We start from the raw sequence: 26,039 nt of genomic DNA, 5'->3' as shown, positions 1-26,039 counted from the left end.
AAGAGTAAAAATAAGGCTTTACTCCCATACTACCGTTATCTTGGACCTGAGCTTCACCATAACCTTTAGGAGGAATGCGGATGAAACAACATTCTGCTCCCACCATCTATATACAGCTTAAAAATCGGGTGATGGTTCCCAAGGGTAAAGGTGTCACGTTGGGTGATATTGCTTTTTTGATAGCGGAGCCTGAGCTGAAAGAGTCGTTGGAGACAATTCTCTTAATGAAGCCGGAGCAAAGTGACGGCAATCTGATTTTGATTGATCTGTTGATGGTTATCCCCCGGATATATGAACTTATACCGAATGCGGACATTGAACCGATCGGTGAAGGGAGGACGATTGTGCAGATTGAGAGTCAGGTGGAGAGACGGAAACCTTCGGTGGCGATGTTTGTTTTAGTGTGGCTGCTGCTTTTCTTTGGGTCTGCTCTGACGATTATGAACTTTCATGCTGATGTAAATATGCTGGAGGTACAAATTCGAATTGTGGAGATGCTAACGGGTCATCGGGATGAGCATCCCTATATATTTCAGATTGCTTATTCTCTGGGCATCGGGTTTGGGATGGTCATTTTTTTCAACCATTTATTTAAAAAGAAGTGGAATGAGGAGCCTACTCCGCTGGAAGTGGAAATGTATCTGTATCAGAAGAACATCGACCAATATGTCATCAATGAGGAATACAGCAAGATGAGGCGCCGCAGTGAAAACCAATCTGAGAATAGGGAGGACTGAAGATGACGGCACCTATAGCACTGGGACTAAATTTGCTGCTGGGCATTGCGGGTGGTATTGCTGTAGGCGGTGGAGTGATCGCTCTATTTGTTGTGCTGGATATGGTGCCGCGTCTGGCGCAATTAACCTCTTCTTACGATAAAGTTCATTGGTATGAAGGCGCAATGGTTGGTGGATCTTTAGTAGGTACTGTTAGTGATTTTTGGAATTGGAAAATTACCTCAGGTCCTCTAGTTGAACTTGGTGTAGGACTATTTGATGGGATTTTTGTCGGGATGCTCGCTGCAGCATTGACCGAGGTATTAAATGTGCTGCCGATACTCGCTAAACGCTTAAATATGACACATTATCTATTCGGTCTGTTAATGGCGATGGTGAGTGGGAAGGTTGCGGGTTCTTTGTTCGACTGGTTTGTATACCGACAGTAAACAGGGGGTTAGGAAATGAGCAAGTTTATACACAGCGGTGATTCTGCACCGGAAGATGACCATCTGGAAGATAATGCTGCAGCTGCTGCAGCAATGAAGACAACTGCAGAGGATCTAGTTGCAGATCACACAGATCCTGAGGGCGCTTCAGCTATCGGTGAAAGTGAAGATTCAGCGGGAAATTCTACAACATCTGAAACTAGCCAGGAGCAGCAGGATACAGAGGCATCAGCCGAATTAGGCACTGAGCAGCAGGATGCAGAAGTGACTGCGGAGCAGGGAACAGAGCAGCAGGATGCAGAAGCGACTGCGGAGCAGGGAACAGAGCAGCAGCATGCAGAAGCGACTGCGGAGCAGGGAACAGGGCAGCAGGATGGGGAAGTGACTGCGGAGCAGGGAACTGAGCAACAGGATGCACAAGCGACTGCGGAGCAGGGAACAGAGCAGCAGGATGCAGATGCCACTGCGGAGCAGGGAACAGAGCAGCAAGATGCAGAAGCATCGGATGAGCTCGGCAATCAGGAGCCAAATGAGCCGAGTAAAGGTTTTTTTGCCAGGTTATTTGGTATGGATTCAGAGGATTCAGAATCAGATGATGAGGGACAGGATCAGAATGCTCAGGCAGCAGGCGGAACAGGTAACGATGCTGGTACTGGGGAGGAGTCTCAAGCTCAACCGAAGCCTTCAAAGAAGCAGGCGCAGCAGCAGTCTCAGAACAAAAGTAAAGATAAGCTACAAAACAAACGCGATAGTGAGCATTCTAACTCATTAAAGGAATCCGTTATTTATTGGCAAGGCAATGATCATATCCCAGGTTCTCTACAAGAAACAAAAAACACGCTGACCGAAGTGATGGGGCTGGGAACAAGTTTTGATGTGACGTTTAGAGAAATGTCCTTTGGGGGACATAAGACAGCTTTACTCTGCTTAAGCGGATTCACCAACGAAGATGTGACGGATGAAATTCTGAAACGACTAACCTACCTTTCTTCAGAAAATTTGTCCGCAGGTGTATTAGGTAGCTTTATGAACGAATACATCCCTCATATTCAAGTTGAAGAGGGTAGTGTATTAAGCGAATGTTTCGATAAAGTATTAAAAGGAATGAGCGCACTATTTATTGAGGGTGAGAACAAAGTTATCCTAATGGATACTCGATCTTACCCCATGCGAAGTCCTGATGAACCCTCGATTGATCGGGTGGTGCGTGGTGCGCGCGATGGTTTTACAGAAACCCTGCTTAGTAATATTTCACTTGTAAGAAGACGGATACGTGATCCGGGGCTGAAGCTTGAAATGTTTCAAGTGGGACGGCGGACACGGACAGATGTCTGCGTGGCTTACATCGATGATATCGTTGATAAAACACAAGTTACGTCTGTCATCGATAAAATCAACAGCATCGATATCGATGGTATTCCACTGGCGGATAAGCAATTGGAGGAAGCGATTATCGGCGGAGGGTGGAACCCTTATCCTATGGTGCGTTATTCTGAACGCCCTGACGTTGTAGCCTCCAATTTATTAGAGGGACGGGTCATATTATTCGTGGATACCTCGCCCATTGTAATTGTTCTTCCGACTACCTTTTTTGATCTTTGCCAGCATGCGGAGGAGAATCGCCAGACTCCTTTTATGGGGACATATCTGCGGTGGGTCCGTTTCATCGGCATCTTCGCTTCCATGTTCCTGCTCCCATTATGGATGCTGCTTGTTATCCATCCTGAGTTAAAGCCTGCTATGCTGGATTTTATCGGGCCGCAAAAGACAGCGAGAATTCCTATTCTCGCTCAGTTTCTGATTGTAGAGCTTGGGGTTGATTTACTGCGGATGGCCGCCGTGCATACCCCAACACCTTTAGGCTCAGCGATGGGTCTGATTGCAGCCATATTGATTGGTGATATAGCGGTGCAGAGCGGTCTGTTTGTAAACGAAGTAGTACTGTATATGGCGGTAGCCTCAATCGGTATGTTTGCGACTCCGAGTTATGAGCTGGGTCTGGCGAATCGTATAGTCAGGCTTGTGTTATTAATTGCTGTAGCGGCGTTCCAGGTACCAGGCTTTATGATTGGCACGACGTTACTGACTATCTTCTTAACGACTCATCGGTCCTATAACTCCTCATATATGTGGCCGTTTATACCTTTTAATGCAAAGGCAATGAGTGAAATTCTATTGCGAAAACCGGTTTTAAGTTCGAAGGAAAGACCGTCTTTTAACAAAACTAGAGACAATACCAGAATGCCGCCATCTCAAGAGAATGAATAACAATCGTAGGAAAATACAAAACTACTGCAAATTAGTCCATTCAATGGAGTTCCCACTGTCTGTTATACTGAATACACTAAGACAGGGTGGAACCTTGATATTCCACAGAAATTGGAGGACTAAAGAATGTTTCTACACGGTACTAGCCGCATTAACGATGCTGGGCATTTGGAGATCGGCGGATGTGATGTAACTGAATTGAAAGCGGAATATGGAACCCCGCTATATATATTGGACGAGCAATTGGTTAGACAACGTTGCCGGGAATATATGGATGCTTTTAAAGCCTCCGGCCTTGGTTTCCAAGTAGCTTACGCAAGCAAGGCGTTTTCAGTAATGGCAATGGTTCGTTTGGCTGATGAAGAAGGTTTGTCACTGGATGTTGTATCTGACGGCGAACTATATACAGCTTTGCAAGCTGGCTTCCCGGCAGAACGTATTCATTTTCATGGCAACAATAAGACATCTGAAGAGATCGAAATGGCGATTGATGCCAAAATCGGCTGCTTTGTAGTCGATAATCTGGTAGAGCTTAACCTTTTGCAGTCCATTGCCGCACGTAAAGAAGTTAATGTGAACATCTTATTGCGGGTGACACCAGGTGTAGAAGCGCATACTCATGAATATACCGCAACGGGCCAGACAGATTCCAAATTCGGCTTTGATATCGGTAATGGATCGGCCTATGAAGCAGTGAAAGCAGCAGTCAGCAAAAAGAATATCACGCTGCTTGGTGTGCATTCCCATATTGGTTCGCAGATCTTTGAAACCGATGGTTTCCAGCTAGCTGTTGAGCGTGTGGCAACTTTTGCCCGCAGTGTTAAAGAAGGCTTGGAAGTGGACTTCCGTGTAGTCAATCTTGGCGGAGGTTTCGGCATTCGTTATGTCGAGGGAGATACCCCATTACATGTTTCAGAATATGTTGCAGCGATTACGGATGCAGTGAAGACTCATTTTGCTGGAATTTATAGTGCTTTGCCGGAAATTTGGGTGGAGCCGGGCCGTAGTATTGTTGGAGATGCAGGTACTACATTGTACACTGTAGGATCTAACAAGGACATTCCTGGCGTGCGTAAGTACGTTGCTGTTGATGGTGGAATGACCGACAATCCACGCCCTGCTTTGTATCAGTCTAAATACGAGGCATTGCTTGCTAACCGTGCTAACGAAGACGCAACTGAGACTGTCTCCATCGCTGGTAAATGCTGCGAGAGCGGAGATATGTTGATCTGGGATGTAGAGCTGCCGAAGGCTGAAAGCGGCGATTTGTTGGCTGTAGCCTGCACAGGTGCGTACAATTACTCCATGGCCAGCAACTATAACCGTCTTCGCCGTCCGGCTTTAGTATTCGTACAGAACGGACAAAGCGATCTTGTAGTGCGTCGTGAAAGCTATACGGATCTTATTGCCAACGATATTGTACCAGAGCGTATCGCCAAACAGACAGTTGTTGCTAAGTAATAGCCTGCTGCTGTAAGGTGGGTAAAGTTGAGCAGCATATAGAGCAAGCAGGAAAGTCTCCTGCTTGCTTTGCTTTGTGCGTGGTTTCATAGTAATATAATTGAGGTATTCTAAATTTGTTAATTTTGAAAGGGGTCATTTACATATGGCAAAGCAAGCGAAAATCACTCTAGAAAATGGCGGCGTAGTGCTGCTGGACTTGTTCGATCAAGATGCACCTAACACTGTAGCCAACTTTGAAAAGCTGGCAAAAGAAGGTTTCTACAACGGATTGACATTCCACCGTGTTATCCCTGGTTTCGTTGCTCAAGGCGGATGTCCTAACGGAACTGGCTCTGGCGGCCCAGGTTACACAATCAACTGCGAAATTAACCCAAACAAACATGAACGCGGAACACTTGCAATGGCACATGCAGGTAAGAACACAGGCGGAAGCCAGTTCTACATCTGCTACGCTCCACAACCACACTTGGATGGAGTACACACTGTGTTTGGTAAAGTAGTAGAAGGCATGGATCTTGTTGATGCTTTCAAAGGACGCGACAAAATGACTTCGGTAGAAATCATCGAAGCTTAAGATTTAATAGTTAAAAGCCAGTCTCCGAATATCGGGGCTGGCTTTTTTGTGTTGTTAAAGAATCCGCCTAACCTGTCTACGCCGTGAATTGCGCCGCTCTGGTAGCCAGAAGAATATCAAATACATAGCTAGAAACACAGTGAAGGCAAACAGCTCTTCAACAAGCAGGTAATAAGGATAAGGTCCAAAATAATCCAATACGGAATAGGTACTAGGTTTCTGGGATAGGAACATGTAGTTTGAGCCTAGGAAGTAATTAGCAGTCCAGATGCAGGCAGCCACAATATTGAGGCCGAGCATGGTGATGAGTAAAGATCTCCAAGTCGGCTTGTAGCCCTCAATCCAGGTCATGTAAAGAGACGCGAGAATAATAGAACCATGAGCTATAAAAAACAGGAGAAAGCGGAAATGAGGGAACGGATAAACTAGGTTAGGGGTGAGCAACGCAATAAATGCTCCGCCGATCCCGGCAAAGTAGAGAAAGGAATAAAGGGTTCGACTGCGTGAAATTAACATGATAATAGACAGCAGTAGAGTGATTCCACAGAGCTCGAACGGTAATGAGGAGCTGGAGCGCCAGATGTTCTGAGAGATGTACCACATTTGCAGCCCGGCTTCTGAGACTACAAGTAGTATGATTAGCAGCAAACGCACGCTTTGCCGAAGTCTTGAATCTGTACGAATTTCAAACCGTAACCCATAGAGCAGTAGACAACTTAACGTAATGATAGACAGCGCAACCCAATGCGAAGATGAGAACATGATGAAATCCTCCGCGTGCTGGCGATCAAAAAAAGATGAAAGCTGCATAGACGAACCTCCTTTGAACGTGAAAACATCCATCAAAAATAAAGTTTGAGAATTTTAATAATCTTGATTCTAGATATCCATAAAATGGGTATATATGTATATGTTCTGTCAACTCCACCACATAAGGAAGACTTTTCATTATATTAACATAAGATGGGGCGTAGGGCGCGGAATTACATATGAAGCTTTTGAACATGCAGGGGTGGAAAACAATTAGAACAAGAAAATGGAGGCAACAGGAACATGTTTAAGAAAAAAATAAGTGTAATGGTCATTATTTTGATGCTTGTGGCCCAATATGCCTATGGCATCGGATTTGCTCCGCAAGTAAAAGCGGCTGCGATTGATGACGAAAGAAATATCATCACCAGTGTTTCAATGGCTGTTTACGGGCCAGATGGAATCACGGTCACGAACAGCGTATACGAACGAGATGCTAATGTTACCTTGGATTATAATTGGTCTCTTCCTAAAAATCATAATTACAAGCAAGGTGACACTTTTACTTTTCAGCTTCCAGAACAGTTCCAGCTATTTAATGATTTTAACGGACCTTTGGTCTCTGAAGATGGAGATGTAGGGAGCTTTGAAGTGAGGCAAATTTCACATGAAGTGATAATGACTTTTAATGACTACATAGAAACACATGATGACGTGCAGGGAACGCTGCGGTTAAATACTAAATTCGATAAACAGAAAATCTCGGGCAGTACTATTCAGAATATTTTATTTCCCGTGAGCGGCGGTATTCAGACAGTGACAGTTAATTTTAAACCCAGTGTTGGATCGACTATAGAGAAGAGAGGTATTCCCGAAGGCTTCAATGCGAACCAAATATTATGGACTGTTGATGTCAATAAGTCTTTGGAAGCCGTGGGGAATGCCATTGTGACGGACCCCATCCCTTCAGGCTTATCATTAAATACTCCAGTCACAGTGAGCGTGTATCAACTGAGCATTCAATTGGATGGTTCAGTAACGGAAGGAGCATTGCTCGACACAAGCAAATACTCTGCAGAGCTCTCCGGAGGGTCATTGATTGTCCGTTTTACGGAGCCTGTGATTAAAGAGGCTTACCGTATTGTATATTCCACAGGGATTACTAATGACCATCAGCTAAGCTTCACCAATACTGCAACTTTTTCAGGAGATGGGCAAGAGCCTGCCAGCTCCTCTGCCACAGTGAATGTAGAACGTGGAGGAAGCTTGAAAAAGTATTCCACAAGCTATGATGGGGGCAAGCAGATCATTTCCTGGGCAATTGAATATAACTACAATGAAAAGAACATCCCGCAAGGAAACGCTGTGTTAACAGATTTGTTCGATGATTCTCAAGAGCTGGTAGCCGATTCGCTAAAAGTATATGCTGTGCAGCTGGATTCTTCCGGTGGTGCAACGTTAGGCAAGGTTTTGACAAAGGATGTTGACTACACGGTTGTTTCCACGTCAGACGTTCATAAGTCTGGGTTTGTATTGCAATTTGCACACGATGTTACTTCACCATATCGAATCGAATATAAGACAAAAGCGATAAAACGCGTGTTTGAGGATGCCACCATAACTAATACAGTATCTGATAGTACGTATAGTGATCAGGCTACCCGATTAATCCGGTCTTCCATTCTTTATAAGACTTTATCAACCGTAGATTATCAGAATAAAACATTAGGCTGGAAGGTCACATTGAATAGTGATAATTACCCGATGAGCCATGTTACAGTTACCGAATCCTTCCCATTTGGCGGCCTAAAGTTTATTCCAGAATCACTGGTGATTAGAAATCTGAATGGGAATGTTTTAAATCCAAATAACTATGATCTAGTGTACAACTCACCTGTCGAGCCTAATAAAGGCTTCAAGGTAGTGTTTAATTCACCGATATCTGGTCTTTATACGATTAGCTATACTACAGAATTTAACAAGGATTGGATTTGGGCTAAAACTGAAAATTTCAATAACAAAGTTCGGTTAGACTGGATGGACACTACTGAAGCCTTACGCACGATAGAAGCAGAAGGGTTATTCATTCCTAGACCTGAGGCGAAAAGCAATGGATTTAAAGCGGGAGCCTACGATGCTTCAACTAAAAAAATTACTTGGACGATAGGCGCCAATTATAACGGCAAAACCCTCGAAGCTCCGGCGCTTGTTGATATTTTAAAATCAGGCCAGACCTTGGTTCCTGGTTCACTAAAAGTTTACACTATGAATATTGCAAAGAATGGTGACCCTACCAAGGGTACAGAAGTGAATCCTAATAAATATACCTATAGCGTAAATAGCGTAAATAGCGATAATGAATTAAAGGTTATTTTTACAGATAAGATTAACTCCGCTTTCTACATTGAATTTAACACAAGTCTTGAAGGGCAAATAATAGGCACTACTGTTGATAATAAAGCTAATCTCTATGATGGAGCAAAAGTGGTTTCCAAAGATTTGACCGCCTCCGTAAAAATTCCTTTTGGAGAGGATTATGTGCTGAAGGACGGTACACAAAACGGGGATAAAATCGACTGGAGCCTGCAAATTAACCGGGGGCAGTCTACTGTAAAGGATGCTCTAATCAAAGATACTCCTAGTGCTAATCAAATTTTGCTGCAGAATTCATTCCATCTGTATCCTACGGCTGTAGCTGTGAACGGAGATATCACGAAAAGCGGCCCTGAATTGATTCAGGGTATTGATTATAGCGTTGTTATCACAACGGATGCCGATGGAAAACAATCCTTTGAGTTAAGCTTTGCCTATGAAATCAGCAGGGCTTACATTCTCGAATATCAATCCCTGATTGTGGCTAACACTGGAGACAAAGTAATAAATACTGTACATTTCAGTGGTTTTAACGGCAGCGAAATAAGTAAAGAAACCTCTAGAGAAATTATTGTCGGGGTCTCCAGCGGTTCTGGCACAGGCAGCGGGGGAAGAGGCACTCTCAATATTAAGAAGTTAGATGCTGATGATAATTTAAAGGCGCTTGGTGATGCGACTTTTGCATTGTATCGACTAAATGGCACGGAACGTGTACTGATTAACAGTCTAACTACAGATGCAGAGGGTACAGCTACATTTAATAAAATATGGCTGGGTAACTATGTATTGGTGGAGACAGCAGCTCCAAATGGTTACGTGCTCGATACATCCGAGCATCCAGTGGAGATTCGTTCCTCGTCAGCGATTCAACTGGTGATTACGAATCAAAAAGCAGTGGAGCCCACGCCTACGGTAACGCCAGAACCAACCGGTGCTCCAACAACAACACCAGAACCAACCGTAACACCTGCACCATCAACAACGCCAGCACCGACGGTTTCTCCATCACCAGAAGCGACTGCTGCACCTACACCAATCCCTACAAGCAGCACATCTGGAGGTTCGGTGGTACCCACGTCTACAAGCTCGCCCGTACCCGAAGTAATTATTAATGATCCAGCTGTTCCTGCTGGTCCTGGAAATGCGGCCGATCCAGGATCCCTGACATCAACCGATGAGGGAACTCCTGAGCAAGAGATTACCGAAGAAGAAATTCCATTAGGAGAAGTTGATATCGACGATGAAGAAGTACCAAAAGGTACGGTGAACAATAGCACTTCGGGTGCTCCTCAGCTGCCGAAGACAGGTGAGAACAGTCCTTTGCCTCTGTATCTGTCGGGAATAGGGTTGATAACCATAGGATTTGTTATGAACCGAGTATTTAGACGTAGAGGTAAGACAGAGTGATCGGAGATTAGTGTGATTTAAGATTTTTTTGCAAAAGCACCCAGCATGATAAATGCCGGGTGCTTTTGTGCTTTTTTTTTGAAAATTTTATGGCTGATTCTTAAGTGTACCGGCGTTATCTGAGGTGCTTAGGTTATAGCGCAGCCATTCGCCTTCCTTTTCACTTGAGACATTCCAGCCGAGCTGTTCGGCAACAAAGGCTAGCGGGACTAAAACTTTTCCTCCTGCCAGTAGCGGCGCAGCATCAATGGTGAGAGCTTTCCCGTTCACGAGTGCTTTGACACTGCCCACTGTCATAGTAACGGTGTTCTCGGCGGAAGTAAGCGATACAGTTTTAGTGGCCGCATCCCACGTTATGGATGCACCCAGGGCTGTCCCGATATCTTTGGCGGGCAGCCATAATTCTTTATTTCCTTGCACTAAACGGATGTTAAGTGCTAGTGGTAATCCATTTACTTGTACACTGCTGCGATAAACTTTTCCGTTATTATCCATAACGGCGCTTTCCGCCTGTGATTCCAGCGAGCTATTAAGCGCCTTTATGTTGCTGGAAGTTACCCGATATTTGGAATTGTCCTGTCCGATAGCTTCTGCTATCCACGTGTTAACCTCACCATTATGATGGCTTAAATCCTTATAGAGGTCTAGGTTGAATGTCCAATCCGCTTCGGCTTGGAAATCGTATAGCTTCACATTTGGAAACTGTTCAAATTGCTCGAATATCCATTGCCGCATGACAAGCTGATTGTTAAAGCGAACGGGATTACTGGCGAACCAAGCGACCTGACGCATAACGCTGTAGGGTGGGTAGTAGAAATAAAACTGGACATCGGGATATTCCTCCAGCAGAGGACGGATATACGTATTAAAATAGCCCTTTATTTGCTCAATGCTTTCCTCGTTAGTACCGTAATCCAGCTCCTTGTCACAAGCCATTAGGTAAGATTCTGCAACGTATTGCTTGCCAAACACTACTTTGTTATTCCAGTTGTATAAATATTCCAAATCTTGTTTAGCTTCACCACTCAGGTTATTTTTGATGCTGCTTATTAATTGTTTAAATACAGATGAATTGAACCAGTATTTGTAGTCGGTCCATAGTTTGCCGTCATACAGATAGTCAGGGAAATCTTCCTCATCTTCGGCTGTGGCGAGTTTCAAAGAGAAATAATCCAAACCCCAGAGCACTTGTTTTACTTTGCCTGTCTCCAAGGCAAGTTTGGCAATTTTATAATGCTCATCGACTGTGGATCCTTCCATAGATAACTTTAAGGTTGTCCCACCTAAGCTGGCATCTACTTGAGAGGGAAGAAAGTTCTCTGTCATAGACGTGCCGATGATAATGTTGTCGTAGTCGTAATTTTTAGCTAAACCCGGATTCTGATAACGTTCTTCTTCTGACAAGAGTGGGGTATACCACGATGGACGGTGATAGAATTGTAATGGGTCGATAAAAGCAGTAATCAGCGCCGTTAGAAGCGCTAACAAGCTGAAACAAAGCAGGAAATAACCTATGAAACGTTTCGATTTAGTATGAATCCCGGGGGATTTACGTGGGTTGTTATTATTTTGAAGCCGTGATGCAAGCATCATCATTCCTCCTTACAGTTCTAGAAGTTAAAGTATAAAAAGGTTGTAATTCGGTTGAAGAATAACAGCGAGAACATAATGATAAATGCCATCACAAATGCTGTTTTCCAGCTATACTGAAAATTACGTTTGTTCAACAGATGAAGGGGATTCCAGAGAATGATCGTCATTAAGATGAGAATCAGGATGATTGCCCATTTAAGCGATCCAATAGATTGCAAAGATACCCCGTTAAGCCCACTCATCCCTTTCAACAAACGAAATGCCTGCGATATATGTTCTGCACGGAAAAATACCCAAGTGATGTTCACAAATATGAAAGTCAGCAACCATGATAACCATTTGGGAAGGGAGAAACCCCAGCGTCCCCAACATTTCTCTACAGCTTGTCCTACTCCATGCAAGAGCCCCCACAGGATGAATAGCCAACCTGCACCGTGCCAGAAACCACCGAGCAGAAAAGTAATAATGACATTTCGGATCGAAATCCAGAAGCTTTTCCGGTTGCCGCCAAGTGGAATGTAGATATAATCTCTAAGAAAATGGCTGAGCGTAATATGCCAGCGTCTCCAGAAATCGCGGATGCTTACGGCTCGGTAGGGTTCATTGAAATTTTGCGGCAGATGGATGTTGAACAGCAGTGCTATTCCAATCGCCATATCGGTATAGCCGCTGAAATCATAGTAGATTTGTAAGGTATAGGAAAGGATAGCCACCCATGAATCTACAAAATATGTTGCAGCTGCAAAACCGTTATCAGCATAACCAGCTAGGGTATCCGCTAGGATGACTTTTTTTCCTAATCCGATGCTGAAGAAGAGGGTCCCCTTCCGTATGTTGTTCCAATTCCAAACCTTATTTCGCAGTTTATCGAATTGGGGCATCATATCCTTGTGATGAAGGATGGGACCGGAGATCAGATGCGGGAAAAAAGTCACAAATAGCGTGTAATTCAAAAGATTGTACTCACGCGCTTGGTTCCGGTAAACATCAACGAGGTAGGCGATTTGTGTAAAGGTAAAGAAACTTATGCCTAAAGGCAATATAAGATGGTGCAGAGAAAGGTTGCTTGCGGTTACCTCATTCCAATTTTCTATAAAAAAATCCGTGTATTTGTAATAGCTGAGTAATAGAATATTTGTGCTTAAGCTAAAGATTAGCAGCGGCCGGCGAAGCTTAGCTGTTGTGGAATGAATGAAATGGCCCATAACATAGTTAAATAAGATGGATAACAAGATTAGAGGGACATATTTTATGTTCCAATACCCGTAAAAAACTAAAGAGGCGAGGGTAAGCCATACCTTAGCACAGAGTGTGAGACGAAGACGATTCAGAATAAAATATCCGGCCAGCACGATAGGCAGAAAACCAAACATAAAGGGATACGAATTAAATAGCATAACAACAATCCTCACTTATAGCAGATTTGGTATGAAATCACTATAAGCCAGAGATCTTAAGGCTTTATGTTATGAATTCTTATCATTTTCTTAATGGTTGAGATTGTACAAAAAATCCCCGCAAGCATCATTCGCTCACAGGGAAAGAGGTTTCAAATTCAGTTTGTTTGCGTGTGCTTTTGGCTGTAATGGTTCCGCCGTGAAGCTCTGCAATACTCTTGGCTATGGCGAGCCCTAAGCCACTTCCGCCTGTCTCTCGGGAGCGGGATTTATCGACACGATAAAAGCGTTTAAATAAGTGGGGGAGGTCGGATGCAGGGATAGGAGTACCGTAATTCGTACATAGAGCAACTATTCTATCGTCTTTTCTAACAACAGAAATGTCTAGAATTTTTCCTTCCTTTCCGTATCTTACGGCATTGGTAAATAGGTTCTCATACAATCGCACCAGCTCGTCCGCATCTCCGTTGATAATCAGAGGAGCTGTATCCGTATGAATGCGGTAGGTCATATCTGCTTGTTCCAGTACGGGTGCAAATTCTTCAATCAGCTGTTCGAGCAGCTTGCCGAGATCTACAGGCTCAATATTTAGCGGTAATCCGCTGCTGCTGACGCGAGTGTATTCAAATAAATCGTCGATTAGCTTTTTAAGAGTCAAAGATTTCTCATAGGCAATATTCACATAATAACGCAGCTCAACCTCGTTTTTATAACGATCCTTCTCCACATATTCAAGGAATCCGAGAACAGAGGTTAGTGGGGTTCGGAGGTCATGGGACACACCTGTGATTAGGTCGTTTTTGGCTTTTGCAGCGGCTCGTTCTTCCTCTATAGCAGATTTTAGCTTGCCAGCCATAGTGTTCATATTTTCAGCGAGCTTTCCGAGTTCATCCGTACCTGTTACCGGCACCGTGAAAGATAAATTGCCATCCGCAATGGCCTGAACTCCGCTCGTAATGTTATGAAGATTCTTAGTTGTATTTCTGGACAGCTTTAGGATGAAAAAAATAAATAAAGGAATCCCTATAAGAATCACAACTGGCGTTGATCCAATGGTATTGATCACCCAGAGAATGAGTCTGACTCCCCAAAAGGAGCGTGAAGGATTTAACCACAGCAATAGTGAAGTGCCATAATAGCCGCCCATTAAGATTAAAGCGGTGAGTGCTAGGCTCGTTAAGCTGAAGCCAACTATTTTCCAGGATAGGGTATCGAATCGTTTAAAGTTCAACTAGAAGGACCTCCTTTTTCCAGTTTGTAGCCAACGCCCCATACCGTTTTTAAGTATTGTGGTTTACGCGGATTTTCTTCTATTTTTTCTCTGATTTTACGAATATGCACCATAAGTGTATTGTTGCTTTCCAGAAATTGTTCTTTCCATACTTTGGCGTAGATCTGCTCCATGCTTAGGACTTGTCCCTTATTACGGGCGAGCAGCTCTAGAATCGCAAATTCTCGCGGGGTAAGCTTAACGGGCTGATCATCCACACTTACTTCATGCGTAACCGAATTAATAACCAGACCATCAATGATGATTTCATCCTGTTTGGCGGCGTTTAGATCTGCCATGTAATTTCGAGTTCTGCGCAGCTGGGATTTAACACGGGCAACTAACTCCAGCGGACTAAAAGGTTTCGTAACATAATCATCTGCACCTACGCTTAGTCCGGTGATTTTATCAAGTTCCTGCCCTTTAGCAGATAACATGATGATCGGAAATTTTTGCGTTTCACGAATTTTAATACAAGCCTCAATGCCGTCCATATTAGGCATCATGATATCAAGAACCATGAGGTCTATAATCTCTCTATTGATAATTTCGAGTGCTTCCAGCCCGTCTTTGGCAGTTAACAGCCGGTAACCCTCGTTCTCCAGATAGATCTGCATTAGTTTAATAATCTCGGCTTCGTCGTCCACCAATAGCAGCGTTGCGTTGTGCATTTCTCAGCGTCCTTTCTTGCTTGTAAAGCGCAATTCTTGCTATAAGAAGTATACAACATTTTCTTGTTTGGAAGCCTCATTTGAAGACCAGTGAAGGCAAAGGTACTGTATAGCAGCTAATAAATTAGTGGAATAAAAGACCAAATCCCCCACAGCATTATGCCAGTTTGGTTTTTCCTTTTAGTTTGCTCTGATCGCTGTACCTCAATCCATGTGTTGATTTGTAGATAATACATTTTCAGCCATGGCTCTATCATGTAAGAAATAATTCTTAAACTTTATTTAACAGGAAACTTCTTAACAGCGGTGGCAGATAAAAGTAAAGGGAAACTTAATAGTTTCTTAACAAGTCTTAAGAAATAGGAAGCTACTATGCTATAATAATTTCAAATTATATATGTTGGGGGTTATTTGGTATATGTGGAAAGAATTTAAAGCTTTTGCCTTAAAAGGAAATGTTCTTGATTTAGCGGTTGCGGTCATTATTGGAGCTGCATTCGGAAAGATTGTAACTTCATTAGTAAATGACATTATTATGCCAATTGCAGGTTTGCTTACGGGTGGTATAGATTTAAAGGACCGGGTGCTTGAAGTCACTACGGACCTGAAAATACCTTACGGACTATTTTTACAATCGGTTGTGGATTTCTTTATTATTTCGTTCTCCATCTTTCTGGTGATCAAGCTCGCCAATAAATTTCAGCGCAAAGAAGCCGTTAAAGTTGAAGTGGTAGAGACTCCAGCACCTGCAGAGGATATCGTGCTGCTTACGGAAATTCGTGATCTTTTGAAACAACAAGAACGTGGTTTGTAATCCTGAAATATAACCAAGAAGCGCCAGGAGTCCTTGTCCTGGCGCTTCTTGGTTTCCTTTTATAAACTCAGTACAATCTATAATCTAGTTACAAATTTTAAGTAAATATAATAAACGCACTTGCATTTCGCTGGTGTAAGTGATAATTTTGTTAGTAAGGAAAACTTGAATCTCAATTAAATAAAGGATCAATCCTTCAGGGCAGGGTGTAATTCCCTACCGGCGGTGATGCTGTTGTAGAAATAACTTATTCAGTTTATCTACAGTGCTTAGTCCGCTACCCGGCTCGCGTTGTTGACGCGAACGGTGGACCTGGTGAAATTCCGGGACCGACAGTATAGTCTGGATGGAAGAAGGAGAGGTTAACCGCTTGTCTGCAATGGACTGGCGGACCGCAGTATTTTCATATAATCATGTGCGATATTTCACAATACCCGTCGATTGACGGCTATTTAAGCACACTTTTATTTGGACTGCCGATGAACTCTCGCATAACCCATCTTGAACTCCTCCTGGAGAATGAGATGGGTTTTTCTGTTTTTTTTAGCTTAAGAATTGACAGCAGTGGATAGGAGGAAGAGATGGACAACATGAATGATGAGTTTTATATGTCGCTAGCACTGGACATGGCCGAACGTGCCCAAGGACAGACGGGAATTAACCCTGTTGTTGGCTGCGTTGTGGTGAAGAATGGAGCAATGATTGGACTCGGAACTCATTTACAGCGAGGTACGGGGCATGCCGAGGTGCACGCCTTGAATATGGCAGCTGGGCAGGCACAGGGTAGTACGGCATATGTCACACTAGAACCGTGCAGCCATTATGGAAAAACTCCACCTTGCAGCCAAAGGCTGATCGATGAAGGGGTAGCTAGGGTTGTAGTTGCTTGTGAAGACCCCAACCCCCAGGTGGCAGGAAGAGGAATCCAAATGCTGCGTGACCAAGGGATTGAGGTCGAAGTCGGTTTGTTGCGTGATCGCGCGCTTCGATTGAATGAGCGTTTTATCAAATATATTTTGACAAAACAACCTTTTATTACGCTGAAGAGTGCAAGTACACTTGATGGCAATCTAGCTACCAAATCTGGTGACAGTAAATGGATTTCGAATGGGGAAGCGCGGGAGATCGTACATACGCTGCGGCATCGGCATCAGGGCATCATGGTCGGTGTGAATACAGTGATTGCTGATAATCCCTCTCTGACAACAAGAACAGAAGTGCCTGGCATTAACCCGACGCGGATCATCATTGATTCCGGGCTACGTATTCCTCTGGATTCGGCAGTTGTATGTGATGGTCTAGCGCCTACACTTATTGTAACAACCGATGCTGCAGATCCTGCTAAGAAGGCTGCACTGCTGGAAGTAGGCGTTCAAATCGTTGTGTGCGGAGCAGGTCCAAGAGTGGATCTGAAGGCGGCCATGATATCCCTTGGCGAAATGGAAATTGGCTCTATTTTACTGGAAGGCGGGGGGACGCTGAATGGTGCGATGCTGGAGAGCGGGCTAGTGGATCGTGTGATTCTTTTCTTCGCTCCAAAAATTGTCGGCGGTGGTGCAGAAGCGAAAGGGACTTTCGTATTTCCGGGTGTAGAGCTGATGAAGGATGCGATCTCACTTGAAGGATTGGAAGTAAAAGTGCTAGGAGATAATGTATGTATCAGCGGCACTCCGGTACGCTAACAAAAGCTATGCAAGAAGTGAATTTGAGGAAGTAATGCTTTTTAGGAGGGATATCATGTTCACCGGATTAATTGAAGAGGTTGGTGTTTTGCGCAGTGTCTCCGCCGGTGGGGAAATGATGGTGCTGAATATTGCCGCTTCGGTCATCATGGATGATCTAAAAATCGGTGACAGTGTGTCCGTCAATGGGGTTTGCCTCACGGCGACAACTTTGGGCGATCATTCCTTTACAGTGGATGTAATGCCGCAGACCTACCGGAATAGCAACCTGAAGGAACTGAAGCCCGGCAGCCGGATGAATCTGGAACGAGCGATGGCAGCCGGCGGGCGTTTTGGAGGGCATATTGTCCAAGGACATGTTGATGGCACTGCCATTATTAAGAGTGTAAAACGTGATCAGAATGCTGTTGTATTCGAGATTGCACCGGATCGTAAATCACTATTTAAATATATTATCCCCAAGGGATCGATCACGATCGACGGCATTAGTTTAACTGTAGTGAAGACTACAGCCACATCGCTTGCAGTGTCCATTATTCCGCATACGTTAGGGGAAACAGTTCTGACGCACAAACGGGCCGGGGATAGTGTGAATATCGAGTGTGACGTACTTGGCAAATATGTAGATCATTTATTGCATTATGGCTCAGCCGCCCAAGATGAGGAAGGCGAGAGCCGCTCCGGGATTAGTCATGATTTTTTGGCGGCGAACGGGTTTGTTTAAATAAAGAGTTTGCTTACGAAGAAGGGAATAATCTTTCGTAAAGCTTTTAGGAGGATAGGATCATGAGCGAGCAATCGAAAAAGGAAAGTGTCTTGGATCCGATTGAAGAAGCAATATATGACTTAATGCGCGGTAAAGTCATCATTGTAGTGGATGATGAAGATCGTGAGAATGAAGGGGATTTTATAGCCCTTGCTGAACGTGCGACACCAGAGGTCATCAATTTTATGATTACTGAGGGACGTGGATTGGTTTGTATGCCTATTACCCAGGAGCGTGCGGCAGAACTTGAACTGCAAGCCATGGTAACCCACAATACCGATAATCACGGTACGGCTTTTACCGTATCTGTTGACCATAAAGATACAACCACTGGGATCTCTGCGGGGGAAAGATCTTTGACCGTTAAAGCCATGATCGATCCAAAAGCGAAACCTGCTGATTTCCGCAGACCGGGGCATATGTTCCCGCTGATTGCGAAAAAAGGTGGCGTTCTGCGCCGCTCCGGACATACGGAGGCTGCTGTTGATCTAGCGCGGATGTGTGGCGCTTATCCAGCCAGTGTCATTTGCGAGATTATCAAGGAAGATGGCTCAATGGCCCGCTTACCTGATCTAATCGAAATTGCCCGCAAGCATGATCTTAAGCTGATCAGTATCAAGGATCTTATTCATTATCGCAACGAAAAAGAACAACTCGTCACACGCGAAGTGTCTGTACGACTTCCTACCGATTTTGGAGATTTCCAGACCATTGCTTATACAAATGAAGTGGATGATAAAGAGCATGTAGCTTTGGTAAAAGGCGATATTTCCGGCGATGAGCCAGTGCTTGTACGTGTACATTCCGAATGCCTGACTGGTGATGTATTCCACTCCCATCGCTGTGATTGCGGCCCGCAATTTGAAGCTGCACTGCGGCAGATCGAAACTGCCGGTAGGGGCGTGTTACTCTATATGCGCCAAGAAGGCAGAGGTATTGGCCTTATCAATAAGCTTCGGGCTTACAAGCTGCAAGAGGAAGGTCTTGACACTGTAGATGCGAATCTAAAGCTTGGTTTTCCAGCAGATCTGCGTGACTATGGAATTGGAGCACAGATTCTGAAGGATCTGGGTGTGCGCCAAATCCGTCTGCTCACGAACAACCCGCGTAAGATCAAAGGGCTGGAGGGTTATGGGTTGGAAGTCGTTGAGCGCGTGCCGATACAAATGCCGGAGAACAAGGACAACACTAATTATCTCCACACGAAGCAAGCGAAGCTTGGACATATGCTGTCTTTTGACGATATTGAACAAAATGAGGATTCGAAAGCTTAACCATACATTATAAAAAACGAAGGGTAGATGATGGATATGCCGAAATATTTAGAAGGTCACTTAGTTTCTGAGGGGTTAAAATACGGAGTTGTTGTAGGACGTTTTAATGAATTTATTACCAGCAAACTTTTGTCAGGTGCACTTGATGCCTTTAAACGCCATGGTGTTGGTGATGATGAAGTGGATGTTGCTTGGGTTCCAGGGGTATTTGAAATTCCGTTGATCGCGCAAAAAATGGCTGAAAGCGGCAAATACGACGCTGTAATCACCTTAGGAACGGTTATCCGTGGTTCCACTACACACTATGATTATGTATGTAATGAAGTTGCCAAAGGAGTAGCCGCTATCAATCTTAAGACCGGCGTGCCGACCATTTTTGGCGTAGTCACTACTGAAAATATTGAACAGGCCATCGAGCGTTCAGGAACCAAAGCAGGCAATAAAGGCTGGGATGCTGCGACTGCTGCGATTGAAATGGCGAATCTTAACAAACTGTTTAAGTAAGTCAGCTATTGACGAATCAGTCGAATTCGTGCTTATTTATAGTATAAGAAGAAAGCATGGATTATAAGAGCCCTTTCTACTTGTGTAGCGTCCAGACGGGCGCTGCACTTTACTTTTTTTGGCGGGAGGATGCTTCGTGACTGTATTGTACAAGCTGGAGACGTTTGAAGGTCCGCTGGATCTGCTCTTGCATTTAATTGATAAGGCGGAAATCGACATCCAGGACATTCCGGTCGCCGAGATCACCGAACAGTATATGGAATACCTGCGTAGCATGCAGGAGCTTGAATTGGATATTACGAGTGAATTTCTCGTGATGGCCGCTACCCTTTTATCTATAAAGAGCAAGCTATTGCTGCCCAAACCACCGGTCATTGAGATCGATGATTTTGAATATTACGAAGAGGATGAATTTGATCCACGAGCTGAACTTGTTCAGCGACTGATTGAGTATCGTAAGTTCAAGAGTATTGCTGTACATTTAATGGATATGGAGAGCGAGCGGAGCTTGATTTTTACGAAGGAGCCTGAGGATTTGGGTCCATTCGTGCCAGAAGAGATTGATCAAACGCTAAAAGGACTACATACCTCAGACTTAATAGCCGCTTTTCGTAAAGCGCTAAGTAAGGCTGCCAGAAGGTCTTCTTACCAGCGGATCACCCGGGATGAAATATCGGTAAAAGATCGTATACGTGATGTATCAGATGCGCTGCAGCGCAGAGGAACAGGCGGTAAGCTGCATTTCTCGGCACTGCTTCACGATGAAATGGCACGGCACGAAATCGTAGTTACTTTTCTTGCGATTCTGGAACTGATGAAAATGAAGGCGATTTTTTGCTACCAAGAGAAATTGTTTGATGACATCGTAATGGAGTGGAGAGGAGGAGAACACTTCAATGGATTACAAAACGCTGAAATCGATTATTGAGGGTCTGCTGTTTCTATCAGGGGATGAAGGAATCTCTGTACGCCAAGTGGCTGAAATTACGGAACAGCGCCCAGAGCTTGCGGCCGGAGCCTTAGAGGAACTGAAAGAAGATTATGTAGCACAGGAGCGGGGCTTACAGGTAGTGCAAATTGCCGGGAACTATCGGCTGGCTACATTGCCTGATCATGCCCACTATTTTGAGCGTCTGGCCTATTCACCATCCAGATCAACCTTGTCTCAGGCTGCCTTAGAGACTCTCGCAATCGTGGCTTATCGCCAACCGATTACGCGGGTGGAGATTGAAGAGATCCGGGGTGTGAAGTCGGAACGCGCAATTCATACGCTGAATAACAAGGATTTGATTCATGAGGTTGGTCGTGCGGAAGCGGTAGGCCGGCCAATTTTGTACGGGACGACTAAATCCTTCTTGGAGAGCTTTGGTCTTGCCAGTCTAAAGGATCTGCCGGAACCGACAAATTTTGAGTCCACGGATAATTTGGAAGAAGAGACACAGCTATTGTTCAATAAGCTGGATACTCAAATGACTTTTGAGGATGTCGAGCTGCCTTAGTTCGTACGAGAACGCTAATAATTGTATTGAAGGGACTGCCCTTAAACCATTTATGTGGTTTGGGACAGTCCCTATTTTATTTAAGCTCATATTTTTTATGCAAACCCCGAATTTTTTCCAGCTTAAATTGCCATACTAAACCAAAGGTTCCCATTATTAAGGTTTCTTGGAGGTAAATACGTGACGTTATGGCTTGCAATTCCCCTTGTTTTGCTTGTACTGGCACTGATCCTGGTCCTGTCTTCATCTATCGATTTCCGCATACGGTGTTATAAACATGGAAAAAATGACCTGCTCGAATTAGATGTTACCTCTCTTTTTGGTTTGATAAAGCTTCACTATGAACTTCCCCAATTGGTCTTTAAGGGATTGGAGCAGGGTGTGTGGGGAAAGTTTAAAGAGACAGGGACTGCGACGACAGGTGTAGATACCGTAAAAGAAGAGATATTTGATAAAGAAAGAGTAATGCACTGGCGCGCCAATGTTAACCAAGCTGTGAAATCTACACGCGGCTTGAAGGAATGGTTAAAAGAGACTGTAGCTCATGTCAAAATATCAAAGCTCGATTGGTCCACCGATTTCTCTCTTGGTGATGCAGCAGACACTGCGACCGCATCGGGAGCGGTTTGGGGCCTGAAGTGGAGTATTGTTGGTTTTATTTCGCAGTGGGTAAAATTGCAGCAGCATCCTCGAATTTTTGTTAAGCCTGTTTTTGAAGATGAGCTTTGTTTTGCAATGGAGTTTGTCTGTAAGGGGAAAATGTCAGTCGGCTATACTTTGTATGCCTTAATGCGACTATCTCGGCGTGTCTTGCGTGAAAAAGGCGGGATCGGCCATTGGAGAAATCTGCTGAAACAGATGCGTCAGGAGCCACACGGGAAAGTTTAAAATGAAAGTTACATACAAATGGGCGGATGTGGGGATGATATACGCTGTAGAAGAAAGAGAAATCGTACTCAATTAAAGGAGGAAACAATATGAGCGACCATCCTATTCAAGGCCTAATGCAAACAGCGATGGAAAATATCAAGGGTATGGTAGATGTGAATACCATTGTCGGTGATCCAGTACAAACCCCTGACGGCAGCATTATCCTGCCTATCAGTAAAGTTGCCTTTGGATTTGCTGCTGGTGGTAGTGATTATCGAGTAGAAGATTCTATAAGTGGTTCAAGCTCCCAAGGTGGAGTCAAAATGCTTCCATTTGGTGGAGGTAGCGGGGGAGGCGTCTCCATTCGACCGATCGCTTTTTTAGTGGTAGGTAAGGATGGAGTGAATATTGTCCCTCTGGACAATCAAACGCACCTATTCGAAAAAATCATCGATGCAACACCAGGGCTCATCGACAAAATTCAAACGATGTTCCAAACCGGCAATGCTGCAGCTCAAACGCCGCCAACACCTGCCACACCGGCAGCAGCACCTGTTAAAACCGATCCAAGTACATCTCAATCTTCAACTCATTAGGTACACATAATTCTACAAATAGCCTCGGGGATATCGCCATACACAGGCGGTGTCCCTTTTTTGACGTGCCAGAAAGTATATTTTGATCCCCAAATTACCTGAGAATGTATCGAAGCAAAGCCTCACGTTGTGGGGATATTTTGTGTGGAACATCCTAAGGAGTGGACATACCCTAAGGCTGGTCCGCATACACTTGTACAACATAAACACTTTTACTTAAGATCCGATAAGAAGCCGGAGGATGAACATGAAGACAATAACCCGTAAATGGCCATTCGCCTTAATATTGTGCCTTTCGCTGCTGCTTCTGGCGCCGCTATCTTCAATTCAGGCCGAGAACAGCTCTATCTCTACACATGCAAGAGCAGCGGCACTGATTGATGTGGAATCTGGGCGTATTTTGTACAGCAGCCGTGGGGATGAGCCTATGCTTATTGCCAGCTTGACCAAAATTATGACCGCCCTCGTCGCCATTGAGAATGGTGATTTAGCCTCTAAAGTCAAAGTAGGAAAAAATGCCTATGCGAAAGAAGGCTCTTCTATTTACTTGCAGCAGGGAGAAGAGATGACGCTGGAAAATATGCTGTATGGCCTGATGCTGCGCTCAGGGAATGATGCAGCAACGGCGATCGCTGAGCATATCGGTGGTTCTGAGGAAGGTTTTGTATACCTTATGAACGCTAAGGCTGAGGAGCTAGGGCTAACCCATACTCATTTTGCTAATCCCCATGGTCTTGACGCTGAAGGGCATTATTCTAGTGCTAACGACTTGGCTGTTCTGACCGCTTATGCTCTTCATAATCCTGTATTTAAAGAAATTGTGAAGACGCAGGAGAAAACTGCAGACAATCCAAATGAGAAATGGGATTACAAATGGAGAAACAAAAATAAGATGCTGTATTTATACGAGGGAGCGGACGGTGTAAAGACAGGTTATACAAAAAAAGCACTGCGCTGCCTTGTCAGCTCTGCCACCAGAAACGGCCAGCAGCTTGTCGCAGTTACTATAAATGACGGCGATGACTGGAATGATCATGCTTCCCTGCTAAACTTCGGGTTTAATCACTATCCGCTCAAAACACTGATCGAACGTGGTGATGCCGTGACGGGCTATAACTTTGTAACCTCCAAAACCTTTGCTTATCCACTTGGACAAGGTGAACAAAATAGAGTGATCACGAAACTTGTTTTAAATCAGAAGGAAAGTGCTTCAGCCGAAGCTACACGAGCGAATTTTGGATTGCAAGGAGCGCTTGTGCTGGAGCTGGGCGGAAAAGAAATAGGTCGCGTGCCGGTGTATACTCCTGAGAACCTGCCTCCTGAGCAATCTGCTTATATGAAAAAGTACAGTCCAACACTAGCACAGGCTTACCCGGCAAATAATTGGTTCCAGGCGCTGGGCAGTGCACTGAAGGCTCTATTTGAAATGGGAGCGAGTTCGAAATAAGAAAATGGGCTGATGAATGAAGAAGGAGGCGTATCCATGATTAACGGGATTTGGCTAGGAATGATCATCATCGGTTTTCTGTTCGCCGCCGTTAACGGCAGAATGGATGAGTTTACAGCCGCCGTATTCGACGGAGCCAAGAGTGGGGTAACGGTAAGTTTTGGCTTAATCAGTGTGCTTGTGTTCTGGCTTGGGATTATGAAGATAGCAGAAGATGCAGGTTTGCTTAAAAAGATTGCCAAGGTGCTTGGCCCTGTCGTAGCTTTTTTATTCCCTGATGTGCCGAAAGGGCATCCTGCCATAGGATATATTCTCTCCAATATGAGTGCTAATCTGCTCGGACTAGGCAATGCCGCAACGCCAATGGGCATCAAGGCGATGCAGGAGCTGCAAAAGCTCAACCCTGATAAAGAGACCGCGACACCAGCCATGTGTACTCTTCTAGCGCTTAACACAGCAAGCATTACGCTTATCCCGGCCACACTGATTGCCATCCGGTTAAACTATGGTTCAGCCGATCCCGCAGGCATAGTAGGTACAACACTTGCAGCAACGGCCGTGGCTACACTTGCAGCGATTGCGGCAGACCGGTTTTTCCGAAGGTTGACTTTATTGCGCAAACCGCCGAAGCCCCCTTCAGCAAAGTCCGGGGTTCCTCCTTTGGCGAAGACAACACTCCCTAATTCCTCATTGAAAGGGTGAACGTGATTTGTACCAGTTTATCAGTCTCATATCGGCATGGGCGATTCCGGTCATGATCACGTTCATCCCGCTCTATGCTTTTACGCGCAAAGTGCCAGTCTACGAATCCTTTGTTGAAGGTGCGAAAGATGGGTTTGGCACGGCCATTGCGATTATTCCCCATCTTGTGGGGATGCTGGTTGCGATCAGCGTTTTTCGCGCTTCCGGTGCGCTGGACTTTTTTATGGGCTTCATATCCCCAGCCCTGCGGGGGCTTGGTGTTCCGGCAGAAGTATTGCCGCTTGGTCTTTTGCGGCCGCTTACGGGGACTGGGTCGCTTGCTTACACTACGGATCTAATCCGTGTGCATGGTCCGGATTCTTTAATTGGTATGATTGCTTCCACCATACAGGGGAGCACAGATACTACGCTTTATGTTTTGACCGTTTACTTTGGGGCTGTAGGCGTACGGAATGGCCGTTATGCGCTTAAGGTTGGCCTGTTCTCCGATGTTGTCGGCTTTGTCGCCGCGATCGCTGTGTGTTTGCTATTATTTGGATAGTCACCCCATTGCCCCCCTGAACATATGCTATTGCAGCAATGTGGAGGGGGGCATTCCGCAATGAACTATAAAGGCTTTATTCTGCATCATTCTAGCTGCACATCCATTAACGGTAAAGGTTTTGACTTCTGGGTAGGAGTGGATGGCGCGATTTATGCAGCACCGCTACTGACAGATCCGGAGTATATTCATATTTGTTTGGAAGGTGATTTTGGTAAGGAAGTGGGCGATCCTCCAATATCCGGAAGGCAGGAGCAGCTTTTTGCAACGGCTAAACTTGTTTTAGAATTAGTAGAACGCTACCAAATCTCCCCTTTAATCATCGAACCCCACAATAATTCCTGCCCAGGAGCATTTTTTCCTTGGAATGAACTTGTGATTTATCCCTCTGATGGTTATCATTGATCTGAGG

The 26,039-nt window shown here is 44.7% G+C and carries 24 protein-coding genes and 1 riboswitch; of the genes, 19 read left to right on the top strand and 5 right to left on the bottom strand.

From position 1 onward, the window contains the following. Positions 1–80 precede the first annotated feature (80 nt). The 5 genes from MHI32_RS21175 to MHI32_RS21155 all read left to right on the top strand — a co-directional run bounded on the left by MHI32_RS21175 (position 81) and on the right by MHI32_RS21155 (position 5,471). Positions 81–737, top strand: coding sequence for a stage V sporulation protein AA (locus tag MHI32_RS21175; RefSeq protein ID WP_076127430.1), 657 nt, complete (start codon positions 81–83; stop codon positions 735–737). Positions 738–739: 2 nt separating this feature from the next. Continuing rightward, entirely contained in the window at positions 740–1,165 is a 426-nt protein-coding gene (locus MHI32_RS21170) for a stage V sporulation protein AB (protein WP_036676132.1), read from the top strand. Between the two features lie 567 nt (positions 1,166–1,732). Next, the gene (locus MHI32_RS21165; protein ID WP_340012757.1) at positions 1,733–3,433 is read left to right on the top strand and encodes a spore germination protein; all 1,701 of its coding nucleotides are present in this window, start codon (positions 1,733–1,735) and stop codon (positions 3,431–3,433) included. A gap of 126 nt (positions 3,434–3,559) precedes the next feature. Beyond that, positions 3,560–4,894 (top strand): diaminopimelate decarboxylase, encoded by a 1,335-nt coding sequence (gene lysA, locus MHI32_RS21160; RefSeq protein WP_036676133.1) that lies wholly within the window; start codon positions 3,560–3,562, stop codon positions 4,892–4,894. Between the two features lie 145 nt (positions 4,895–5,039). Then, positions 5,040–5,471, top strand: coding sequence for a peptidylprolyl isomerase (locus tag MHI32_RS21155; RefSeq protein WP_036676135.1), 432 nt, complete (start codon positions 5,040–5,042; stop codon positions 5,469–5,471). Between the two features lie 54 nt (positions 5,472–5,525). Here MHI32_RS21155 and MHI32_RS21150 read toward each other — a convergent pair whose 3' ends face one another. After that, a complete protein-coding gene (locus MHI32_RS21150; protein WP_076127434.1) occupies positions 5,526–6,281 on the bottom strand; it encodes a TIGR02206 family membrane protein in 756 nt (251 codons plus the stop codon). A 243-nt stretch (positions 6,282–6,524) separates the two neighbouring features. On the opposite strand from MHI32_RS21150, the gene MHI32_RS21145 reads away from it, so the two are divergent. Further along, complete coding sequence (locus MHI32_RS21145) at positions 6,525–10,001, top strand: collagen binding domain-containing protein (protein ID WP_339168902.1); 3,477 nt, start codon at positions 6,525–6,527, stop codon at positions 9,999–10,001. An 87-nt stretch (positions 10,002–10,088) separates the two neighbouring features. Here the strand turns inward: MHI32_RS21145 and MHI32_RS21140 are convergent, their stop codons facing one another. From MHI32_RS21140 to MHI32_RS21125, 4 genes are all read right to left on the bottom strand, one after another. Further along, positions 10,089–11,591: a stalk domain-containing protein gene (locus MHI32_RS21140; RefSeq protein ID WP_340010761.1), complete on the bottom strand. Its 1,503-nt coding sequence runs from the start codon at positions 11,589–11,591 to the stop codon at positions 10,089–10,091. A gap of 20 nt (positions 11,592–11,611) precedes the next feature. Beyond that, on the bottom strand, positions 11,612–12,991 hold the full coding sequence (locus tag MHI32_RS21135) for an MBOAT family O-acyltransferase (protein WP_076302773.1): 1,380 nt from the start codon (positions 12,989–12,991) through the stop codon (positions 11,612–11,614). 127 nt (positions 12,992–13,118) lie between these two features. Further along, positions 13,119–14,222, bottom strand: a complete 1,104-nt coding sequence (locus MHI32_RS21130) for a HAMP domain-containing sensor histidine kinase (protein WP_076192231.1) — start codon at positions 14,220–14,222, stop codon at positions 13,119–13,121. Next, on the bottom strand, positions 14,219–14,932 hold the full coding sequence (locus MHI32_RS21125; protein ID WP_076304025.1) for a response regulator transcription factor: 714 nt from the start codon (positions 14,930–14,932) through the stop codon (positions 14,219–14,221). Before MHI32_RS21125 ends, MHI32_RS21130 begins: the two co-directional genes overlap by 4 nt. A gap of 418 nt (positions 14,933–15,350) precedes the next feature. Between MHI32_RS21125 and mscL the strand changes: the two genes are divergently transcribed. From mscL to MHI32_RS21060, 13 genes are all read left to right on the top strand, one after another. Then, a complete protein-coding gene (mscL, locus tag MHI32_RS21120) occupies positions 15,351–15,746 on the top strand; it encodes a large-conductance mechanosensitive channel protein MscL (protein ID WP_076127447.1) in 396 nt (131 codons plus the stop codon). A 188-nt stretch (positions 15,747–15,934) separates the two neighbouring features. Beyond that, positions 15,935–16,108: riboswitch (FMN riboswitch) on the top strand. A 219-nt stretch (positions 16,109–16,327) separates the two neighbouring features. Next, positions 16,328–17,428 (top strand): bifunctional diaminohydroxyphosphoribosylaminopyrimidine deaminase/5-amino-6-(5-phosphoribosylamino)uracil reductase RibD, encoded by a 1,101-nt coding sequence (gene ribD / locus MHI32_RS21115; RefSeq protein WP_340010758.1) that lies wholly within the window; start codon positions 16,328–16,330, stop codon positions 17,426–17,428. A 55-nt stretch (positions 17,429–17,483) separates the two neighbouring features. After that, on the top strand, positions 17,484–18,152 hold the full coding sequence (gene ribE, locus MHI32_RS21110) for a riboflavin synthase (protein ID WP_076127451.1): 669 nt from the start codon (positions 17,484–17,486) through the stop codon (positions 18,150–18,152). Positions 18,153–18,214: 62 nt separating this feature from the next. Then, entirely contained in the window at positions 18,215–19,468 is a 1,254-nt protein-coding gene (locus MHI32_RS21105; RefSeq protein WP_076127453.1) for a bifunctional 3,4-dihydroxy-2-butanone-4-phosphate synthase/GTP cyclohydrolase II, read from the top strand. Between the two features lie 36 nt (positions 19,469–19,504). Continuing rightward, positions 19,505–19,972, top strand: coding sequence for a 6,7-dimethyl-8-ribityllumazine synthase (gene ribE, locus MHI32_RS21100; RefSeq protein WP_036676377.1), 468 nt, complete (start codon positions 19,505–19,507; stop codon positions 19,970–19,972). Positions 19,973–20,108: 136 nt separating this feature from the next. Further along, positions 20,109–20,900: a segregation/condensation protein A gene (locus MHI32_RS21095; RefSeq protein WP_036676147.1), complete on the top strand. Its 792-nt coding sequence runs from the start codon at positions 20,109–20,111 to the stop codon at positions 20,898–20,900. After that, positions 20,869–21,471, top strand: a complete 603-nt coding sequence (gene scpB, locus MHI32_RS21090) for an SMC-Scp complex subunit ScpB (protein ID WP_036676149.1) — start codon at positions 20,869–20,871, stop codon at positions 21,469–21,471. Before MHI32_RS21095 ends, scpB begins: the two co-directional genes overlap by 32 nt. A 180-nt stretch (positions 21,472–21,651) precedes the next feature. Continuing rightward, entirely contained in the window at positions 21,652–22,359 is a 708-nt protein-coding gene (locus MHI32_RS21085) for a DUF2953 domain-containing protein (protein ID WP_076127459.1), read from the top strand. An 89-nt stretch (positions 22,360–22,448) separates the two neighbouring features. Continuing rightward, positions 22,449–22,937, top strand: a complete 489-nt coding sequence (ytfJ, locus tag MHI32_RS21080) for a GerW family sporulation protein (protein WP_076127461.1) — start codon at positions 22,449–22,451, stop codon at positions 22,935–22,937. 247 nt (positions 22,938–23,184) lie between these two features. Continuing rightward, positions 23,185–24,384, top strand: coding sequence for a D-alanyl-D-alanine carboxypeptidase family protein (locus MHI32_RS21075; RefSeq protein WP_175618935.1), 1,200 nt, complete (start codon positions 23,185–23,187; stop codon positions 24,382–24,384). A gap of 36 nt (positions 24,385–24,420) precedes the next feature. Next, positions 24,421–25,086 (top strand): nucleoside recognition domain-containing protein, encoded by a 666-nt coding sequence (locus tag MHI32_RS21070; protein ID WP_076127464.1) that lies wholly within the window; start codon positions 24,421–24,423, stop codon positions 25,084–25,086. 7 nt (positions 25,087–25,093) lie between these two features. Further along, positions 25,094–25,627, top strand: a complete 534-nt coding sequence (locus tag MHI32_RS21065; protein ID WP_036676158.1) for a spore maturation protein — start codon at positions 25,094–25,096, stop codon at positions 25,625–25,627. Between the two features lie 60 nt (positions 25,628–25,687). Beyond that, positions 25,688–26,032 (top strand): N-acetylmuramoyl-L-alanine amidase, encoded by a 345-nt coding sequence (locus tag MHI32_RS21060; protein WP_038572446.1) that lies wholly within the window; start codon positions 25,688–25,690, stop codon positions 26,030–26,032. Positions 26,033–26,039 lie beyond the last annotated feature (7 nt).

This window comes from Paenibacillus sp. FSL H7-0690, assembly GCF_037980415.1.
In the GTDB taxonomy this organism is placed as follows: domain Bacteria; phylum Bacillota; class Bacilli; order Paenibacillales; family Paenibacillaceae; genus Paenibacillus_AQ; species Paenibacillus_AQ odorifer.
This window is presented reverse-complemented; position numbering and strand designations above follow the sequence as displayed.

Coding starts and splice junctions, on each gene's coding strand:
- MHI32_RS21175 (WP_076127430.1), top strand. CDS start 81: ATGAAACAACATTCTGCTCCCACCATCTATATACAGCTTAAAAATCGG.
- MHI32_RS21170 (WP_036676132.1), top strand. CDS start 740: ATGACGGCACCTATAGCACTGGGACTAAATTTGCTGCTGGGCATTGCG.
- MHI32_RS21165 (WP_340012757.1), top strand. CDS start 1,733: ATGGATTCAGAGGATTCAGAATCAGATGATGAGGGACAGGATCAGAAT.
- lysA (WP_036676133.1), top strand. CDS start 3,560: ATGTTTCTACACGGTACTAGCCGCATTAACGATGCTGGGCATTTGGAG.
- MHI32_RS21155 (WP_036676135.1), top strand. CDS start 5,040: ATGGCAAAGCAAGCGAAAATCACTCTAGAAAATGGCGGCGTAGTGCTG.
- MHI32_RS21150 (WP_076127434.1), bottom strand. CDS start 6,281: ATGCAGCTTTCATCTTTTTTTGATCGCCAGCACGCGGAGGATTTCATC.
- MHI32_RS21145 (WP_339168902.1), top strand. CDS start 6,525: ATGTTTAAGAAAAAAATAAGTGTAATGGTCATTATTTTGATGCTTGTG.
- MHI32_RS21140 (WP_340010761.1), bottom strand. CDS start 11,591: ATGCTTGCATCACGGCTTCAAAATAATAACAACCCACGTAAATCCCCC.
- MHI32_RS21135 (WP_076302773.1), bottom strand. CDS start 12,991: ATGCTATTTAATTCGTATCCCTTTATGTTTGGTTTTCTGCCTATCGTG.
- MHI32_RS21125 (WP_076304025.1), bottom strand. CDS start 14,932: ATGCACAACGCAACGCTGCTATTGGTGGACGACGAAGCCGAGATTATT.
- mscL (WP_076127447.1), top strand. CDS start 15,351: ATGTGGAAAGAATTTAAAGCTTTTGCCTTAAAAGGAAATGTTCTTGAT.
- ribD (WP_340010758.1), top strand. CDS start 16,328: ATGGACAACATGAATGATGAGTTTTATATGTCGCTAGCACTGGACATG.
- ribE (WP_076127451.1), top strand. CDS start 17,484: ATGTTCACCGGATTAATTGAAGAGGTTGGTGTTTTGCGCAGTGTCTCC.
- MHI32_RS21105 (WP_076127453.1), top strand. CDS start 18,215: ATGAGCGAGCAATCGAAAAAGGAAAGTGTCTTGGATCCGATTGAAGAA.
- ribE (WP_036676377.1), top strand. CDS start 19,505: ATGCCGAAATATTTAGAAGGTCACTTAGTTTCTGAGGGGTTAAAATAC.
- scpB (WP_036676149.1), top strand. CDS start 20,869: ATGGATTACAAAACGCTGAAATCGATTATTGAGGGTCTGCTGTTTCTA.
- ytfJ (WP_076127461.1), top strand. CDS start 22,449: ATGAGCGACCATCCTATTCAAGGCCTAATGCAAACAGCGATGGAAAAT.
- MHI32_RS21075 (WP_175618935.1), top strand. CDS start 23,185: ATGAAGACAATAACCCGTAAATGGCCATTCGCCTTAATATTGTGCCTT.
- MHI32_RS21070 (WP_076127464.1), top strand. CDS start 24,421: ATGATTAACGGGATTTGGCTAGGAATGATCATCATCGGTTTTCTGTTC.
- MHI32_RS21060 (WP_038572446.1), top strand. CDS start 25,688: ATGAACTATAAAGGCTTTATTCTGCATCATTCTAGCTGCACATCCATT.